Source organism: Geodermatophilus sp. SYSU D00867, assembly GCF_054050315.1.
This window is the reverse complement of the sequence record NZ_JBJGZC010000023.1, coordinates 55,489-72,320: the sequence shown is the minus strand read 5'-3', so window position 1 is coordinate 72,320 and position 16,832 is coordinate 55,489. Positions and strand designations below refer to the sequence as shown.

Here is a 16,832-nt window from a genome sequence, read left to right as displayed (position 1 = left end):
GATGGAGCCGGTGCTGTGTATGTTGGGGGGGCTCGACGCGCGGGGGGGTGAGCAGCCGGCCCCGGGCGCGGGGCCCTGAGGGGCGGGCCCCACAGGGCCGGGTGCTCCACTCCCGCTCGACGGCGGCCCAGCCCTCCGTCCACCGCCGGTCCCGGCGGGCGTCCAGGCAGCCGCACAGGACGACGTGCAGCGTCCACGCCGCCAGCGGCACGCCCACGAGGGCCAGGACCCCCACCGCCGTCGCCGCCGCTGGGACGGTGCCGGGGTCCATCGGTTCCCGGGTGACCCGGCCGGCGCCGTCCACCCACACGGACACCGCCGTCCCGGCCGGGGTGTGCGGGCGGACCTGCAGCACACCCTCGCGGGGCAGACCACCCGGGGCCGGCCACGTGGCCCGCGCCGGCACCGCCCCGGCCACGCGGTCGCCCAGCCCCTCCGGGTCGAGCGCGGCGGGCGCGTCCTCGAGCAGCACGGCGCGCCCGCGGTGCCGCTCGGCGGCCTGCGTCTCGGCCTGCGCCTCGAGGGACTGCCGCGTGGTCGTGGTGGCCGTCACCGCCAGGGGCGCGGCGGCCGGCAGGGCGAGGACGACGGCGAGCCGGCCCAGCACCTGGAGCCGGTCGGTGCCGCGTTCGAGCGGCCCCGAGCCCGGGGTGCACGACCGGACGGGGTGGTCCAGCGGGCCGTCCACGGCGGGTCCCCGGGATCACGCGGACGGCGCGGGCGCCCGGTGCGACGGGTGGGGGAGCAGGAAGGCGGCCAGCCACCCCACGACGGCGAACCCGCCGACCACCACGATCGCGGTGAGGAACGGGGGGTTGCCCGCGGCGGCCGCGCCCACGAGCACCGAGCCGGCGATCGCGACGCCGAGCGAGGACCCGAGGTTGGAGACGCTGCGCGAGACCCCGGAGATGTCACCCTGGACGTGTTCGGGCCACGCCGACTGCACGACGTTGACCGACGCGGTCAGCATCGCCCCGACGCCGAAACCCATGAGGAACAGCCCGGGCCAGAACGTCCAGATCGCGGAGTCCTGCCGGGCCAGGGCCAGCAGCAGCGCGAGACCCGCGACGGTGAGCGTGAAGCCGGCCCGGATCAGCCGGCGCTGCGGGTGCCGGCTGGCCATCCGCTGCGCCGCGCCGGAGGACAGCAGGACGCCGACGGTGGCCGGCAGCAGCATCAGCCCGGTCTGCACGGCCGAGTAGCCCCGCTCCTGCTGCAGGAAGACCGAGATGACGAAGAACGAGCCCTGCATGACCAGCCACTGCACGGTCTGGGTGGTCAGCCCCAGGTTCGACGTGCGGTTGCGGAACAGCGACGGCGAGACCAGCGGCGTGCGGCCGTGCCGCTCGCGGTTCTGCGCGTGGAGGAGGAAGACGGCCAGGAACACGCCGCCGAGGGCGACCAGGATCCACACCCGGGAGGACGTCCAGCCCCGGGTCCCGGTCTGCAGGATCCCGAAGACGACGAGGAACAGCCCGGCGGCGGACAGGACGGCACCGAGCAGGTCGAAGCGCGGGCGCTGCGCCGGCAGCGGCGGGTCGTCGATCCGCCGGGCGAGCAGCACGATCACGGCCACGACCACGGCCTGCAGCACGAACGACGCCCGCCAGCTCACGTAGCTGGTGATCAGGCCGCCGATCAGCGGCCCGGCGGCGGCCCCCAGCCCCGCGGCACCGCTGACGACGCCGAACCACTTGGCGCGGGTCTTCAGGTCGTCGAACACGACGGTGACGAGGATGTAGATCGGCGGGATGAGCAGCGCGGACCCGATCCCCTCGAGGAGCGAGTAGCCGACGGTCAGCACGACCAGCCCCGGCGCGAGCGCGGCCAGCAGCGCGCCCGCCCCGTAGACCACCAGGCCGAGGACGAAGCAGCGCTTGCGGCCCCAGATGTCGGTGAGCTTGCTGCCGGGGATCATCAGCGCCGCCATCGTCAGCGTGAACAGCGTGATGGTGGTCTGGATCCCCGCGACGTCGGTGTCGAGGTCGTCGGCGATCGTGCTGATCGCGACGTTCATGTTCGACGCCGCGTAGCTGGCGATGAACTGCGCGAGGGCGAGCGGCAGGACGACCGCCCCGGCCGTCGCGGTGGCCGCCGCGCCCGCGGCGCCGGTCCTGGTCACGGGGGGGCCTCCGGCTGGGGATCGGCGCCGCGGCGGACGGGGTCAGGAGGTGCGCTGCTCGGGGATGGCGTCGGCCAGGGCCTCCGCACCCAGGACGGCGCGCAGGATGTTGCCGGCGGCCGCGGTGATGCGCGGGGTGCCCACCAGCGGGGCGACGGCGACGAGCACGGCCTGCGCCTGCTCGACCGTGACGCCCGAGTCCCGGGCCATGCCGAGGGTGACCGCGTAGGACGCCGGCGGTGCGCCGACGGCCACGAGCACGGCCAGGCGGACGAGCAGGTAGGTGCCGGGGTCCAGGCCCGAGCGCTCGAGCGCGTCGAGGTTCATGGCGAGGACGGTCTCGATGACCGGGGCGTCCCCCCGGGCGAGGGCGTCGAGGGTGTCGTCGGGGACGGTCTGGGTCATGGCTCCTCCTGGGTCATGGCTCCTCCTGGGGTGGGCCGGCGGCTGGGGTGGGACGACGGTGCCCAGCCTCGGCAGGGCGGGCGCCGTCGGACCTCCCCCTCCGCGGACGACCCGGCCGGCTCAGGGGGCGCCGACGACGTGCGGCGCCCGCCCGTCGAGGGCCGCGTCGAGGGTGACGGCCGCGTCGATGAGGGCCAGGTGGGTGAACGCCTGCGGGAAGTTGCCGATCTGCTCGCCGGTGAGGGCGATCTCCTCGGAGTACAGGCCCACGTGGTTGCCGTAGGTGAGCATCTTCTCGAAGGCGGTGCGGGCGTCGTCGAGCCGGCCGGCGCGGGTGAGCGCGTCGACGTAGGCGAACGTGCAGAGCGAGAACGTCCCCTCCGACCCGCGCAGCCCGTCGGGGGAGGCCTCGGGGTCGTAGCGGTAGACCAGGCTGTCGGTCACCAGCTCGCGGTCCATCGCCCGCAGGGTCGACTCCCACATCGGGTCGCGGCCGTCGATGAACCCGACGGTGGGCATCCGCAGCAGCGCGGAGTCCAGGACGTCGGTGTCGTAGTGCTGGACGAAGGCGTTGCGGGTGCGGTGGAAGCCGCGGTCGAGCACCTGGCGGTAGACGGCGTCCCGCTCGGCGGTCCAGCGCCCGAGGGAGGCGGGCCGGCCGTGCTCGGTCGCCAGCCGGATGCCGCGGTCGAAGGCCACCCAGCTCATGACCCGCCCGTAGGTGAACGGCTCGCGCCCGCCGCGGGTCTCCCAGATGCCCTCCTCCGGCTGGTCCCAGTTGTCGGCCAGCCAGTCGAGCACCCGGGTGACCGCCGACCAGCCCTGCGCGGGCAGCGGCAGGCCGGCCCGGATGCCGCTGTAGAGGCTGTCCAGCGCCTCGCCGTAGATGTCGAGCTGCAGCTGCTCGGCCGCGCCGTTGCCGACGCGCACCGGTGCCGAGCCCCGGTAGCCGCGCCAGTGCTCGAGCACGTCCTCCTTGAGGTCGGAGGAGCCGTCGATCCGGTACATGATGTTGAGCGGTCCGCTGTCGCTGCCGGCGCGCTCGCGGATCCGGTCGCCGAGCCAGCGGCCGAAGTGCCCCGCCTCCTCGCGCATCCCCAGCCGCAGCAGCGCGTGCACCGAGAACGACGCGTCGCGCACCCAGGTGTAGCGGTAGTCCCAGTTGCGCTCCCCGCCGACCTGCTCGGGCAGGCCCGCCGTCGGCGCCGCCACGATGCCCCCGCTCGGCGCGTAGGTCATGAGCTTGAGCGTGATCGCCGACCGCTGGACGTCCTCGCGCCAGCGGCCGCGGTAGGTGGACCGGTCCACCCACGACCGCCAGCCGGCGACGGTCTGGGCGAGCAGCGCCCGGACCTCGGACGGGCGGATCTCCCGCGGCCGGACGTCCGGGCCGGTCTGCAGCACGACGCCGCGCAGCTGACCGGCCTCCAGCGTGATCGCGGCGTGCACGTCGGTGCCGTCCAGCCGGGCCTGCCCGAGCCGCTCGTCGTCGGCCTCCCGGACGATGTGGAGGGTCAGCTGGGCGCCGGCCGAGGTGAAGACAGCGCCACCGGGTGTGACGTCGACCCGGTGCGGCTGGCGGCCGTAGTCGAAGCGGGGGGCGACGTCGACCTCGAAGGTCACCCGCCCGCGGACGCACTGCAGCACGCGCACGATGCGGTGGTCGTCGGTGGCGGCCGTGCCGGCCGTCGGCATGAAGTCGAGGACCTGCCCCATGCCGGCGGGGGTGAAGAAGCGGGTCACCAGGACGGCGGTGTCCGGCAGGTACATCTGGGAGGACGTCCAGTCGGTGCCGGCCGGGCGGATGCGGAAGTGCCCGCCGCGCTCGTCGTCCAGGATCGCGCCGAAGACGCTGGGCGAGTCGAACCGCGGGGAGCAGAACCAGTCGATCGACCCGTCGGTGGTGACCAGCGCGGCGGTCTGCAGGTCGCCGATGATCCCGTGGTCGGCGATGGCCGTCTCGGGCCGGGCGGTCGCGGGCGGGAGGGTGTCGGTCATGGCGGCGACCGTGCTGCCGGGCGGGGGCGGCCGCATCGTCCCCCGTGGGTGATGAGCCGCGGACCCCGTGCCCTCCAGGGTGGGACGCCGTCGGCGGGCATCCCGCTCCTGCCGCGGCAGGGAGGTGGGTCCCGTGCGCCGCTCCGTCACCGGTCTGCTGCTGCTGGTCAGCGCCGTCGCCCTCGTCCTGGCGAGCACGTCGCTGTGGCTCCGCCAGAACGTCATCGACACGCAGACCTTCGTGGCCGACGTCGAGACGATCGTGGACCTGCCGGAGGTGGAGGCCCGCGTCACCGAGCAGGTCACGGCGACGGTGATGGCGAACCCCGAGGTGCAGACCGCCATCGACGACGTCGTCGCGGCGCTGCCCGACCGGCTGCAGCAGTACCGGTCGACGGTGGAGGGCGGCGTCGGCTCGCTCGTGTCGGCCGGCGTGAGCCGGCTGCTGGCCTCCGACCCGTTCCGCCCGCTGACGGAGTCCGCCCTGACCTCCGCGCACGACCAGCTGGTCGCCGGCGAGGCGGTGCGGTTCACGCTCGGGCAGGCGAAGGAGCGCATCCCCGCCTCGGTGCAGGACGGCCTCGCCGGCCAGGTGCTCGACCTCGTGCCCGACGACGTCGGCGTCACCCTCCTGACCCCGGCGCAGAACCCGGAGGTCTACGACGCCGTCGACCTGCTGCGGTCGGTCTGGTGGTGGCTGGGTCTGCTGTCGCTCGGCACGCTCGCGGGCGCGCTCGCCGTCTCCCGGCACCGGCGCGGGACCCTGCGGGCGTGGGCGGTGACCACGGCGGTCCTCACCCTGCTGGTCCTGCTCGCCCTGCGCATCGGCCGCGGCCCGGTGGTCCAGGGGGCCCGGCCGGACAACCGGGACGCCGTGGGCGCGGTGTACGACGTCTTCGCCGGCGACCTGCGGTCCTGGACGCTGTGGCTGCTCGCCGGCGCCGTGCTCCTCGGCGTGCTGACCGTCGTGTGGGGCCGGCTCGGCCTCGTCGCCGGCGTGCGGCGGGGCGCGGCGTCGGCCCGGGACGAGCTGCGGCGGCGCCGGGAGCGGGCGCGGGCGACGCGGGCGGCCACCGCCGGGGAGGCGGCCGACGGCATCGAGCCCGGGGCCGTGGTCACCGCCCGGGAGCCCTGGACGCGGCGGACCGTCGCCTGGGCGCGCGCGTTCGCCGACGGCCTGGACCTGCCCGGCCGCACCGCCCGGTGGGGCGCGGCGGTGCGTGACCACCTCGGCCCGGCGCGGTGGGCCGGCATCGCGCTCGGTGCCGTGGTGCTGCTGCTCTGGCCGTCGCCGACCCTGTCGGTGCTGGTCTGGGTCGCCGCCCTGGTGGCGCTGTGGATCGGTGCCCTGGAGTGGCTGGGCGGGCGCGCGCCGGCGGCCCCGTCGGCGCCGGGACCGGGCGTCCCCGCCGCGGACGGGGTGCCGGCCGGGGTGCCGGCCCCCCGCCCGGGACCGGAGACGGGCGGCGTGCTGGTCGGCGCCGCCACGACAGCGGGGACGGCGGCGGCCGGGACGGCCGGAGGGCCGTCGGGCGCCGGGCCGCTGCCCGCGCCCACGCCGGTCCCCGAGGCCGAGCGGCTGGTCCCGGCCCTGCCCCCGGAGGCGATCTCCACCCTCGAGGACCGGCTCGACCTGCTGCTGCGCCTGGGCGCCGCCCGCGACGCCGGCGTGCTGTCCGAGGAGGAGTTCCTCCGGGTGAAGGGCCGGCTGCTGGCCTCGTGAGCGGGGGCCGGGTCAGCCGTCCCGGCCGGGCGCCGGGCTCCCCGCCTGCGCCGCCCGGCGGTGGTCCACCGCGCCGAGGAACAGCTTGAGCACGAGCCCGATCAGCACGAGGTCGCCGACCATCAGCAGCGTGGTGAGGACCCGGGCGACGGGACTGACCGCGCTGATGTCGCCGAAGCCCACGGTGGCGAACACGGTGACGACGAAGTAGACGCCGTCGACGCGGTCCAGCGGCTCGCTGAACGCCCGCGGGTCGCTGCCGGACAGCTGCACGAAGGCGGTCGCGAACAGCAGCAGGAACAGCGGCAGCGACAGCGCGATGCCCTCGACCGCCTGCAGCCCCGGGTGCCGGGAGCGCAGGATCGCCCGCACCTGCACGGCCACCAGCACCCCGACGGCGAGGACGCCGGCGCCGAGCGCGAGGACCGTGCGCACGGTGAACGGCCGGTCGAGGGGGAGGAGGGCGTAGACGACGAGGAGCCCCGCCGTCGTGAGCAGCGTCCGCGCGACGCCCCGCAGCAGCGCGCCACGCCCGGGCGGCAGGACCGGCGGTCCGGCCGGGGGGCCGGGGCGCGACCCGGCGGCTGCGGGACTCGCCACGGCGCGCCTCAGACGCCGCGCTGCACGGGCACCCGGCCCGCGGTGGCCGCCTCGGCCAGCTGACGGTGGTCGCCCTCGGTGACGTCGGCGCACGCCTCCGCGTACTCGGCGAACGCGTGCTCGAACGCCGACGAGGAACCCAGGTAGCCGGCGATCGCGATGCGGTCGCCGGTGCGGGCGTGCGCCCGGGCCAGGCACCAGGCGCACACCGCGCCGTAGAGCTCGAGTCCCTCCGGGCGCAGGTCACCCAGCTCGACCGACCCCTTCCAGTCCCGCAGCTGCCGGATGTAGAAGTCCCGCTCCACGCCGTCGACGCCGGCGGTCCGCTCCCAGCCGAGGAAGACGTCGCTGGCCTGCTGCATGAGGCGCTGGCCGGCCACCACCCGCTGGCCCTGGTGGGTGTAGCGGCTGGGCCCGACGAACTCGGCGTGCACCGAGGGGCCGGCCTCCTTGACCTGCAGCAGCAGCGGGTCGTCGTCGTCGCGCCCGACGAGCAGGACCACCCAGCAGCGGGTGCCCACGCTGCCCACCCCGACGACCTTGCGGGCCATGTCGACGAACGCGTACCGCTCCAGCAGGGTGCGGCGGTCGACCTGGAGCGAGCTCCGGTACTGACGGATCAGGCCGTGGAAGGCGCCGGCCGGGTCCGGGCCCTCCGCCCCGGGCACGAGGTCGCGCAGCGGCACCAGCAGCGGCGGCTCGGCCCTGATCCGGAGCCGCCCGTCGACCACCTCGGTGAGCTTGCCGAAGGCCTGGAGGCTGTCTCGGGTCCGCGCCCGCTCGAGCGCACGGGTCAGCCGCTTGCGCGCCCCCGCCCCGAGCTGGGGCGTCAGGTCGTGCTGCAGCGCCTCGGCGTCGAGGCCGGCGTACCAGACCTCGATGTCCCGCTGTCCCGCGAACTCCGCCATCGCCGTCCGGTAGCGCGCGCCGGCGGCGACGGTGACCGCCCGCCGCTGCCTGCGGGGCAGGCCGTTCTCCCGGCCCGCGAGCTCCAGGCTGGCGACCAGCCGACGGACGTCGTGCTCGAAGGGGCCCGGCAGGGTCTCGTCGAAGTCGTTGGTGTCGAACAGCAGCCGCCGCTCGGGGGAGCCGAACAGCCCGAAGTTGGCGGCGTGCGCGTCCCCGCACAGCTGCACGGTCAGGCCCGAGCGGGACGCGCCGGCCTGGTCGGCGGCCATGACGCGGGCGGCGCCGCGGTAGTAGGCGAAGGGGGACGCCAGCATCCGCCCGTAGCGGATCGGCACGAGCTCGGGCACCCGGCCGGCCGCCTGCTCCTCGAGCAGGGTGAGCGGGTCGCGGGTGCGCGTGTCCCGCGGGGACCCGGCGAGCGCGTCGAGGGGAGCCGTGGCGCGCAGCGCCTTCCCCGCGGCCCGCCGCTGGGCCGGCGTGGGTCGCGGCGGCCGGCCGGCCCCGTGCGGCGGCCGGTCCTCGACGGTGACCGTCGTCCCGGTCAGCACCTCGCCGCCGTCGAGCACGGTGCCGCCGCCTCCGCGGCGCGCGTCCCGGGTCGGGGCCGTGGTCCGGGCCGTCCGGCGTCCGGCTGCGCCTGTCCTCATGGCCCGACGGTGCCGGGCCGGACGGCGCGGTGGCCTCATCCGGCGGGGATGAGGCCGTGCCGCTCCGCCACGACGACCCTCGGCGCGGGAACCCCGCCGGGAGGAGACCGCGATGACCACCCACCTGTCCCGTCCCTCCGTGACCGCCCCGCCCCGGCGCGGCGGCGCGCGCGTGGTGGTCGGGCTGCTCGGCCTGGCCGTCGTGGTCCTCGGGGTCGTGCTGCTGGCCAACCCGGTCGCCGCCGCGCGCAGCCTCGCCCTGCTCGTCGGGCTGTCGTTCGTCGTCGGGGGACTGCTGGAGATCGCCGTCGGGTGGGACTCCGGGCGCTCGCGCGGGGCCTCGGTGCTGCTGGGCGCCGTCCTCGTGGTCGGCGGCGTGCTGGCCGCGGTCTGGCCCGGCGTCACGCTCTGGACGCTGGTGCTGGTCACCGGGCTGTCGCTGATCGTCCACGGTGCCGGCCGGATCGCCCTGGCCGCCGTCGGGCGGGACCGGGTCGACGGCCGGGGCTGGCTGGCCGCGCTCGGCGTCGTCGACGTCGTCGTCGGCGTGCTGGCCCTCACCTGGCAGGAGGCCACGGTCCTGGTGCTGTGCGTCCTGTTCGGCATCCAGGTGCTGTTCCTCGGCCTGGTGCTGGTGGTCGTCGGCTTCCTGCGCCCTCCGGCGGCCGCTGACCGGTGACCCGGGACCCGGGACCCGGGACGACGACGAGGACGGACGAGGAGGACAGGAGCCGACATGCCAGGACTGCTGCGCGGTGTCGCGCGCACCGCCGCCATCGCCGGCACGGCGACCGCCGTGTCGAACCGCGTCTCCCGGCGCCAGGCCCACCGGTGGGCCCAGCAGGAGGCCGTCGCCGCGCCGCCGCCCGCCGCGCCGGTGCCCCCGCCACGCGTGGACACCGACACCAAGCTCGCCCAGCTGCGCGAGCTGGGCCGGCTGCGGGACTCCGGCGTCCTCGACGAGGCCGAGTTCGAGCTCCAGAAGAGCCGGGTCCTCGACTCCTGACCGGGCCGCCGGTCCGGTCCACCCATCCCCGAGGGAGGAAGTACATGGCCACCATGACCGTCTGGACGTTCCCCACCGCCGACGGCGCCGAGCGGGCCCAGGCCACGCTCCAGGACCTGCAGCGCCGGGAGCTGATCCGCATCCACGACGCCGCGCTCGTCACCTACCCGGAGGGGGCGCGGAAGCCGAAGACGCGTCAGCTGAACAACCTGGCCGGGGCCGGCGCCCTGGGTGGCGCGTTCTGGGGGATGCTGTTCGGCCTGATCTTCCTCGTCCCGCTGCTCGGCATGGCGGTCGGCGCGGCGATGGGTGCGCTCACCGGCAGCATGAGCGACGTCGGCATCGACGACGCCTTCATCCGCCGGATGCGCGAGGAGATCCAGCCGGGGACCTCGGCGCTGTTCGTCCTGTCCTCGGACGCGGTGATCGACAGGGTCAGGGACGCGTTCGAGGGCCAGGAGATGACCCTGGTGGAGAGCAACCTCAGCAACGACCAGGAGGCCAGGCTGCGGGAGGTCTTCGCCGAGACCGAGGCGCCGGCGCCCGCGACCGCGACCGCGGGCTGAGCGCTCCCCGGACGGGGCCCGGCCGCAGCCGCGCGCGGCCGGGCCCCGCCCCGTGCGGCGGGTCAGTGCACGAGGGCCTAGTGCACGAGGGCCTAGTGCGCGAGGGCCTCCTAGTGCACGAGGGCCTTGAGCGCGACGAGACCGGCGCCGACGACGGCGACGAGCGCGCCCCGGACCAGCGCCTGGGCGGGCGTGCCGCCGGCGAGCCGCACGCCCCAGTAGCCGTAGGAGCCGATCAGGCCCACCCCGGACCACTTCGCGAGGGTGAACGCGGTTCCGGTCGCCAGCACGCCGATCGCGGCGAGCAGGAAGAAGACGGCGGGGAAGACCACGCCGAACCCGACCGCCCCGGCGTCCTCGGTCATGTGCACGACCTCGGGACGGGTGACCCGCCGCCGCGCGCGGGTCTCGGCCCCCACCACGTCGCTGTAGACCTCGGCGAGCCCCACGGCCACGGCCGTCACCAGCAGCCACACGGCCAGGACCCCCGGCGCGGGCGGGTGCTGCTCGACCGCGACCACCAGCGCCAGGCCGATGATCGAGCCGTAGACGACCCGGCCGACCTGCCGGGAACCGAGGTGCGCCTCGAGTCCGGCTCGCATGGGTCGCAGCGTGGGGGTCGCCGCCGGGCCGCACATCGTCCGTTCGGTGCGATCCTTGCCCCCCCGGGACGCCCCTAGCCTCGGCGCCCCCACGTGCGCGCGGAGCCCGACATGACGACGGAACCGGCTGTCCGAGACACCTCCGTGACGCCCGCCGTCCCCCCGCCCCGCACGGCACCGGAGGAGGGGCCCCCGCGGCGGCCGGTCCGCCGGCGGCTGTGGTGGCTGCCGCGGTACCGGTGGAGCGGGCTGGCGGGGGCCGTGGTGCTCGGCTGCCTGTCCCTGACGCCGTCGCTGCTGCCCCGCGGCTGGGTGGTCCAGGGCCTGGTCGCGGGCATCACCGCGGCGATCGGCTACGGGCTGGGGACGGGGCTGGCCTGGTTCGTCGCGGAGACCACCGACCGCCGGATGTCCGCGCGGTTCCGCCGCCGTGCCTGGCAGGTGCTGGCCGTGGCCGGGACGGTGCTGGTGGTGGTCTCGCTGTGGCTCGGCGCGCGCTGGCAGCGCGAGGTCCACCTGCTCATGGGGCTCGACCCGCCCCGCGGGTACTCCTCGGCCGGCATCGTGGTCGTGGCGGTGCTGCTGTTCGTCGTCCTGGTCGCCGTCGCCCGCGGCGTCCGGTGGCTGGGCCGCGGGCTCGTGCGGCTGCTGAGCCGCGTCCTCCCACGGCGCCTGGCGCGGCCGCTCGGTGTCGTGGCCGTCGGGGCGCTGGTCGTGTTCCTCGTCAACGGCGTGCTGTTCCAGGGGCTGGTCGAGGCCGCGAACTCCGCGTTCAGCGTGCAGGACGACCGGACGGGGGAGGGCGCCGTCCGCCCCGCCGGCGCCGAGCGCTCCGGGAGCCCCGGCTCGCTGCTGCGGTGGGAGGACCTGGGCCGGCAGGGCCGGATCTTCGTGGGCACCGGCCCGACGCCGGAGGACCTCACCGCCTTCTCGGGGCGGCCGGCGCTCCCGCCGGTGCGCGTGTACGCGGGGCTGGCCTCGGCCGAGGACGTCGAGGAGCGCGCGGACCTCGCCGTCCGGGACCTGGTCCGGGCCGGCGGCTTCGACCGGGCGGTGCTCGCCGTGGTCACCACCACCGGGACCGGCTGGGTCGACCCCGCGGCCGGCGCCGCGCTGGAGCACGAGTTCAACGGGGACACCGCGATGGTGTCCATGCAGTACTCCTACCTGCCCAGCTGGATCTCCTTCCTCGTCGACCAGGCCAAGGCCCGCGACGCCGGGCGGGCGCTGTTCGACGCGGTGTACGGCACCTGGTCCCGGCTGCCCGTGGGCGACCGGCCGGACCTGCTGGTGCTCGGCGAGAGCCTCGGCAGCTTCGGCGGGGAGGCCGCGTTCAGCGGACTGGCCGACATCCAGAACCGCGCCAGCGGGGTGGTCTGGGCCGGACCGCCGAACTTCAACGCGCTGTGGCGGGACCTGGTCGCCGACCGGGACGAGGGCTCGCCGGAGTGGCTCCCGGTGCTCGACGGCGGGCGGACCGCGCGGTTCGCCGACGAGGCCGCCGACCTCGCCGCGCCGCCCGCCCCGTGGGGGGACTCCCGGGTCGTCTACCTGCAGAACGCCTCGGACCCCATCGTCTGGTGGTCCCCGCAGCTGCTGCTGACCCGGCCCAGCTGGCTCGAGGGGCCGCGGGCGCCGGACGTGTCGGACGCCATGACGTGGCTGCCGTTCGTCACCTTCTGGCAGGTCACCGCCGACATGGCCTTCTCGACCGGCGCCCCGGACGGGCACGGCCACCGGTACACCGCCGACTACGCCGACGCCTGGGCCGCGGTCGCGCAGCCGCCCGGGTGGACCGACGCCGACACCGCGCGGCTGCGGCCGCTGCTCGGCCGGTACTGACCCGGCCGGCGCGGGTCCGTGACGGCGTCGGCCCGCGCGCGGCTGCGCACCGGGACCGCCGTCGCGGTGGTCGCCGTGCTGGCCGTGGCCGGTCCGCTCGTGCGGCCGCCGTGGTGGGTGCGCGGCCTCACCGGTGTCGCCCTGCTCGCGGCCGCCCGCCTGTCCGGGCTCGGCTGGCCGGAGCTGGGCCTGGGCCGCGACCGGCTGGCGGCGGGCTGCCGCTGGGCGCTCGGGGCGGTGGGCGTCGTCGGCGCCGTCTACGCCGTGGGCGCCCTGGTCCCGCCGACCCGGCCGGCCTTCCTGGACGACCGCTACGACCTCCCGCTCCCCGGCGTGCTGGCGAAGGTGCTCCTCAGCATCCCGCTGGGCACGGTGGTCCTCGAGGAGGCCGCGTTCCGCTCGGTGCTCTGGGCGGCGCTGGCCCGGCACTGCCGGCCGTGGCAGGTGCCGGTCACCACCGCGGTGCTGTTCGGCCTGTGGCACGTGCCGACCGTGCTGGCCGCCGCGGACGACGACAGCGGGTTCCCCGCCGGCGTGGTCGCGGGCACCGTCGCGGTGACCACCGCCGGCGGCCTGGTGTTCGGCGAGCTGCGCCGGCGCAGCGGCAGCGTCGTCGCCGCGGCCGGCGCGCACTGGGCGACCAACGCGCTCGGCGTGCTCCTCGGGCTCCTCGCGCGGCGCCTGGACGCCGCGGCGGGCGGGTCCCCGGGACTCGTCCCCGGCGGGTGAGGCCCGGGACCGCTGCGGACCGGGACCGTGGCACGGTCCCGGTCCGTCCGTCCCCCGGGGCGAGGAGGCGCGAGATGAGCGTGGTCGCCGAGCCGGCCACGGCGGACGACGGCGCCGTCCCCGGCGCGGACGCGGTCCTCGGCCCGCTCGTCGCCCGGCTGGCACAGGAGTACGGCGCCGACCCGGTGGAGGTCCGGGCGCGGGCGGTGGCCGCGTTCGCGGCGTTCGCCGGGGCCCGGGTGCAGGCGTTCGTCCCGATCCTGGTGGAGAAGCGGCTCCGTGAGCGCTACCGCGTCCCGCGGACGGCCGGCTGACCCGGGCGGCTCCCGCCGGGCACGGGCGACCGGGACGCCGGTCCCGCCCGGCCTCCGGGCGCTGCGCGGCTACCGCCGGGCCTGGCTGCCCCGCGACGTCGCCGCCGGGGTGGTGCTGACCACGCTGCTCGTGCCGCAGGGCATGGCCTACGCGGAGCTGGCGGGCCTGCCGGCGATCACCGGCCTGTACACGAGCATCACCTGCCTGCTGGCGTACGCCGTGTTCGGCCCCTCCCGCATCCTGGTCCTCGGCCCCGACTCGTCGCTCGGTCCGATGATCGCGGCGACCGTCCTCCCGCTGGTGGTCGCGGGCGGGGACCCGGAGCGCGCTGTCGCGCTGGCGTCGGTGCTCGCCCTGGTGGTCGGGGTGGTCATGGTCGTGGCCGGCTGGACCGGCCTCGGCTTCGTCGCCGACCTGCTGTCGAAGCCGACCATGATCGGCTACATGAACGGGCTGGCCCTGACCATCCTGGTCGGCCAGCTGCCCAAGCTGCTCGGGTTCTCGGTGGACGCCGACGGCGTCGTCGGCGAGGCCGTCGGCTTCGCGGAGGGCGTGGCGCAGGGGCAGGTGGTGCCGGCCGCGGCGGCGGTCGGGCTGGGCGGGGTCGCGCTGGTCCTCGTGCTGCAGCGGTGGTGGCCGAAGGTGCCGGCGGTGCTGGTCATGGTCGTGCTGGCCATCGCCGCCGGCGCGGCGTTCGACCTCGGGGAGCGCGGGGTCGACCTGGTCGGGGAACTGCCGCAGGGCTTCCCGCCGCTGACGATCCCGTCGGTCGGCTGGTCCGACCTCGGGCCCCTGGTCGCCGGGGCGCTGGCGATCGCGCTGGTCTCCCTGGCCGACACCATCTCGACGGCGTCGTCGTTCGCGCAGCGCACCGGCCAGGAGGTCCACGGCGGGCAGGAGATGGTCGGCATCGGGACGGCGAACCTCGCCGCCGGGCTGTTCCAGGGCTTCCCCGTGAGCACCAGCGCCTCGCGCACCGCCGTCGCCGAGCGGGCCGGCGCCCGCACCCAGCTGACCGGGGTCACCGGCGCCGCGCTGGTGCTCCTGATGATCGTCTTCCTGCCCGGCCTCTTCCGCGACCTGCCGCAGGCGGCGCTGGCGGCGGTCGTCATCACCGCCTCCCTGTCGCTGGCCGACCTGCCGGGCACCGTCCGGCTGTGGCGCCAGCGCCGCGTCGAGTTCGCCCTGTCGCTGGTCGCCTTCGCCGGGGTGGCGCTGCTCGGGGTGCTGCCGGGCATCGCGCTCGCCGTCGGCCTGTCCATCCTCAACGTGTTCCGGCGGGCCTGGCACCCCTACGAGACCGAGCTGGGCCGGGTCGACGGCCTGCCCGGCTACCACGACGTGCACTCCCACCCGGAGGCCGGCCGGCTCCCGGGCCTGGTCATCTACCGGTTCGACGCCCCGCTGTTCTTCGCCAACGCCAAGACCTTCCGGGACGAGGTGACCGCCCTCGCCCGCGCCGAGCCCGCGCCCCGGTGGGTCGTCGTCGCGGCCGAGCCGGTCACCGACGTCGACACCACCGCCGCCGACGTGCTGTTCGAGCTGGACCGGACGCTCGCCGCCCGTGGGCAGAGCCTGGTGTTCGCCGAGCTCAAGGACCCGGTCCGCCGCAAGATCGAGCGTTACGGCCTCGCCCGCGAGATCGGCGCGCGGGACTTCTTCCCCACCATCGGCGCCGCGGTCCGGGCCTTCCAGCAGGAGACCGGCGCCGACTGGCCGGACGCCGGCCGGCCCGCCGCCCCGCCGTCGCGCGTCCCCGGCCCGCGGGACGCGCCGCCGGACGCGGACCGCGGCAGCGGCGCTCAGCCGTCCGTGCCGGGCGCCTGAGCGGCCCGGTCCGCGCCGACCGGAGCCGGCCGGTCCGGGGGCGCGGCCGGCTCGACCCGGGGCGGCCGGCCGAGGGCCAGGGACCACAGGGACGACCACTGCACCCGGGCCCGCGGCGCGCGGACGCCGGGGCGGTCCCGCGGCAGCCGGACCCGCAGCACCCCCGGGCGGACGGTGCACCGCACCGGCGTGGCCAGCCGCACCGTCTCGCCGTCGATGCCGACGGGGACCTCGGGCACGTCGGCGGTCACCAGCACCTCCTGCGCCTCCGTCGTCCGGATGCCCCGCTGGTGGGCGCCGCGCAGCAGCTCGACGGCCTGCCGCGCGCTGTCGACCCGGATCGCGATGACGCCGAGCACGCCGCGGTCCAGCCGGGACCGCCGGCCGATCCCGGCGAGGTCGGACTCGTCGTAGGAGCCGTTGCTGACCAGCACCGCCTGCGGCCCGTCGACCACCAGCGACCCCGCCTCGGCGCGCAGGTGCGCCCCGCGCCGCCGGCTCAGGAGGTCCGGCAGCGCCGCGATCGTGGTGCCGGCCTTGTCCTCCCGGTACCCGGGGTCCTCGACGATCTCGGCGTAGGCGCCGAAGGACGCGTTGTTCACGAACGGCCGCCCGTTGACCGCACCCAGGTCGATCCGCGCCTCCACGCCGTCGCGCAGCGCGTCGAGGCAGCGGGACGGGTCCTCCCGGTCCAGGCCGAGGTCGAGCGCGAAGTGGTTGCGGGTGCCGGCACTGATCACCAGGAACGGCACGCCGTGCTCGGCGGCGACGTCGGCCACCAGCGCCTGCGTGCCGTCGCCGCCGGCCACGCCCAGCAGGTCCGCGCCGCGGGCGAGCGCGTCGCGGGCGAGCTGCTGCACGTCGGTCCCGGGCCGGTCCAGCAGCGCCACCTCCGCGCCGAGTTCCTCCGCCCGCTCCCGCAGCGCGAACCGGCCGACCTTGCCGCCGCCGGACCGCGGGTTCATCACGAGGAACGGGCGGCGGGGCGGCGGCACCTCGGTGACCGGCAGCGTCCACTCCGACGGGTCCGGCCGCAGCGCGGCCCGGGCGGTACCCAGCGCGGCGGCCCAGAGCAGCGCGGCCACGACGGCGGCCAGCACCAGGTCCTCGGCCAGGAAGACGACGACGAGCGCGAGCGGGGCCACCACGACCAGGGCGAGGGCGAACCAGCGCTTCATCCGGCCGTGGCGGAGGAACCAGAAGACCCCGGCCACGACGGCGACCGCGGTCGCCACCACGAGGGCCATCAGCCACAGGCCACGCCCGTTGGCGGACTCCAGCAGCACGAGCAGGGCGGCGGCGGCCAGCGCGAGCGCGCCGCGGGCCTCCCACCGCCGGGTCCGCGAGGTCTCCACGGCGCACCTCCTCCGGCCGGCACGGGGATCGTGCCACGCGCCGGGGAGTCCGTGCTCACCCCCGAGGGACGGTTCGCGGCGCCGGGTCGCGGTGGAGGCCGGGCTTACCGAAACTGGATCTGCCCCGCCAGGCCGCGACGGAGGGCCCCGGCCCGTGGCGCGCCGGCCTGGCGGGTGCCCGCGCCG

The 16,832-nt window shown here is 76.6% G+C and carries 16 protein-coding genes; 8 read left to right on the top strand and 8 right to left on the bottom strand.

The genetic code is table 11. The annotated features are described in order from the left end of the window. From ACI8AK_RS19545 to ACI8AK_RS19530, 4 genes are all read right to left on the bottom strand, one after another. Window positions 1-688, bottom strand: a 688-nt coding sequence (locus ACI8AK_RS19545) for an Rv1733c family protein (RefSeq protein ID WP_456957627.1), incomplete at its 3' end; no start/stop codon positions are given. A gap of 15 nt (window positions 689-703) precedes the next feature. Further along, entirely contained in the window at window positions 704-2,122 is a 1,419-nt protein-coding gene (locus tag ACI8AK_RS19540) for an MFS transporter (protein ID WP_456957625.1), read from the bottom strand. A gap of 42 nt (window positions 2,123-2,164) precedes the next feature. Beyond that, entirely contained in the window at window positions 2,165-2,527 is a 363-nt protein-coding gene (locus ACI8AK_RS19535; RefSeq protein ID WP_456949853.1) for a carboxymuconolactone decarboxylase family protein, read from the bottom strand. 120 nt (window positions 2,528-2,647) lie between these two features. Then, a complete protein-coding gene (locus tag ACI8AK_RS19530; RefSeq protein ID WP_456949854.1) occupies window positions 2,648-4,525 on the bottom strand; it encodes a glycoside hydrolase family 15 protein in 1,878 nt (625 codons plus the stop codon). Between the two features lie 133 nt (window positions 4,526-4,658). Between ACI8AK_RS19530 and ACI8AK_RS19525 the strand changes: the two genes are divergently transcribed. Next, a complete protein-coding gene (locus ACI8AK_RS19525) occupies window positions 4,659-6,248 on the top strand; it encodes a hypothetical protein (RefSeq protein ID WP_456957624.1) in 1,590 nt (529 codons plus the stop codon). Window positions 6,249-6,260: 12 nt separating this feature from the next. Here ACI8AK_RS19525 and ACI8AK_RS19520 read toward each other — a convergent pair whose 3' ends face one another. Both ACI8AK_RS19520 and ACI8AK_RS19515 read right to left on the bottom strand, forming a co-directional pair. Then, complete coding sequence (locus ACI8AK_RS19520) at window positions 6,261-6,848, bottom strand: potassium channel family protein (RefSeq protein ID WP_456949856.1); 588 nt, start codon at window positions 6,846-6,848, stop codon at window positions 6,261-6,263. 8 nt (window positions 6,849-6,856) lie between these two features. Further along, entirely contained in the window at window positions 6,857-8,404 is a 1,548-nt protein-coding gene (locus tag ACI8AK_RS19515; RefSeq protein WP_456957622.1) for a DUF2252 domain-containing protein, read from the bottom strand. A 112-nt stretch (window positions 8,405-8,516) separates the two neighbouring features. Between ACI8AK_RS19515 and ACI8AK_RS19510 the strand changes: the two genes are divergently transcribed. From ACI8AK_RS19510 to ACI8AK_RS19500, 3 genes are read left to right on the top strand one after another with little or no spacing between them, the layout of a single operon-like run. Further along, the gene (locus tag ACI8AK_RS19510; protein WP_456949858.1) at window positions 8,517-9,083 is read left to right on the top strand and encodes an HdeD family acid-resistance protein; all 567 of its coding nucleotides are present in this window, start codon (window positions 8,517-8,519) and stop codon (window positions 9,081-9,083) included. 57 nt (window positions 9,084-9,140) lie between these two features. Next, on the top strand, window positions 9,141-9,410 hold the full coding sequence (locus ACI8AK_RS19505; RefSeq protein ID WP_456949859.1) for an SHOCT domain-containing protein: 270 nt from the start codon (window positions 9,141-9,143) through the stop codon (window positions 9,408-9,410). A 44-nt stretch (window positions 9,411-9,454) separates the two neighbouring features. Beyond that, window positions 9,455-9,976, top strand: a complete 522-nt coding sequence (locus ACI8AK_RS19500; protein WP_456949860.1) for a DUF1269 domain-containing protein — start codon at window positions 9,455-9,457, stop codon at window positions 9,974-9,976. A 110-nt stretch (window positions 9,977-10,086) separates the two neighbouring features. Here the strand turns inward: ACI8AK_RS19500 and ACI8AK_RS19495 are convergent, their stop codons facing one another. After that, on the bottom strand, window positions 10,087-10,578 hold the full coding sequence (locus ACI8AK_RS19495) for a hypothetical protein (RefSeq protein WP_456957621.1): 492 nt from the start codon (window positions 10,576-10,578) through the stop codon (window positions 10,087-10,089). A gap of 144 nt (window positions 10,579-10,722) precedes the next feature. Between ACI8AK_RS19495 and ACI8AK_RS19490 the strand changes: the two genes are divergently transcribed. From ACI8AK_RS19490 to ACI8AK_RS19475, 4 genes are all read left to right on the top strand, one after another. Beyond that, window positions 10,723-12,420: an alpha/beta hydrolase gene (locus ACI8AK_RS19490; RefSeq protein ID WP_456957619.1), complete on the top strand. Its 1,698-nt coding sequence runs from the start codon at window positions 10,723-10,725 to the stop codon at window positions 12,418-12,420. An 18-nt stretch (window positions 12,421-12,438) separates the two neighbouring features. Beyond that, the gene (locus ACI8AK_RS19485) at window positions 12,439-13,149 is read left to right on the top strand and encodes a CPBP family intramembrane glutamic endopeptidase (RefSeq protein ID WP_456949863.1); all 711 of its coding nucleotides are present in this window, start codon (window positions 12,439-12,441) and stop codon (window positions 13,147-13,149) included. A 74-nt stretch (window positions 13,150-13,223) separates the two neighbouring features. Then, a complete protein-coding gene (locus ACI8AK_RS19480; RefSeq protein ID WP_387988951.1) occupies window positions 13,224-13,463 on the top strand; it encodes a three-helix bundle dimerization domain-containing protein in 240 nt (79 codons plus the stop codon). Beyond that, on the top strand, window positions 13,429-15,291 hold the full coding sequence (locus ACI8AK_RS19475; RefSeq protein WP_456957617.1) for a SulP family inorganic anion transporter: 1,863 nt from the start codon (window positions 13,429-13,431) through the stop codon (window positions 15,289-15,291). Before ACI8AK_RS19480 ends, ACI8AK_RS19475 begins: the two co-directional genes overlap by 35 nt. On the opposite strand, the gene ACI8AK_RS19470 is transcribed toward ACI8AK_RS19475, so the two are convergent. Continuing rightward, window positions 15,267-16,646 (bottom strand): diacylglycerol/lipid kinase family protein, encoded by a 1,380-nt coding sequence (locus ACI8AK_RS19470; protein WP_456949865.1) that lies wholly within the window; start codon window positions 16,644-16,646, stop codon window positions 15,267-15,269. The two genes, ACI8AK_RS19475 and ACI8AK_RS19470, sit on opposite strands and share 25 nt — an antisense overlap. Between the last annotated feature and the right edge of the window lie 186 nt (window positions 16,647-16,832).

Coding starts and splice junctions, on each gene's coding strand:
- ACI8AK_RS19510 (WP_456949858.1), top strand. CDS start 8,517: ATGACCACCCACCTGTCCCGTCCCTCCGTGACCGCCCCGCCCCGGCGC.
- ACI8AK_RS19495 (WP_456957621.1), bottom strand. CDS start 10,578: ATGCGAGCCGGACTCGAGGCGCACCTCGGTTCCCGGCAGGTCGGCCGG.
- ACI8AK_RS19535 (WP_456949853.1), bottom strand. CDS start 2,527: ATGACCCAGACCGTCCCCGACGACACCCTCGACGCCCTCGCCCGGGGG.
- ACI8AK_RS19530 (WP_456949854.1), bottom strand. CDS start 4,525: ATGACCGACACCCTCCCGCCCGCGACCGCCCGGCCCGAGACGGCCATC.
- ACI8AK_RS19480 (WP_387988951.1), top strand. CDS start 13,224: ATGAGCGTGGTCGCCGAGCCGGCCACGGCGGACGACGGCGCCGTCCCC.
- ACI8AK_RS19515 (WP_456957622.1), bottom strand. CDS start 8,404: ATGAGGACAGGCGCAGCCGGACGCCGGACGGCCCGGACCACGGCCCCG.
- ACI8AK_RS19505 (WP_456949859.1), top strand. CDS start 9,141: ATGCCAGGACTGCTGCGCGGTGTCGCGCGCACCGCCGCCATCGCCGGC.
- ACI8AK_RS19500 (WP_456949860.1), top strand. CDS start 9,455: ATGGCCACCATGACCGTCTGGACGTTCCCCACCGCCGACGGCGCCGAG.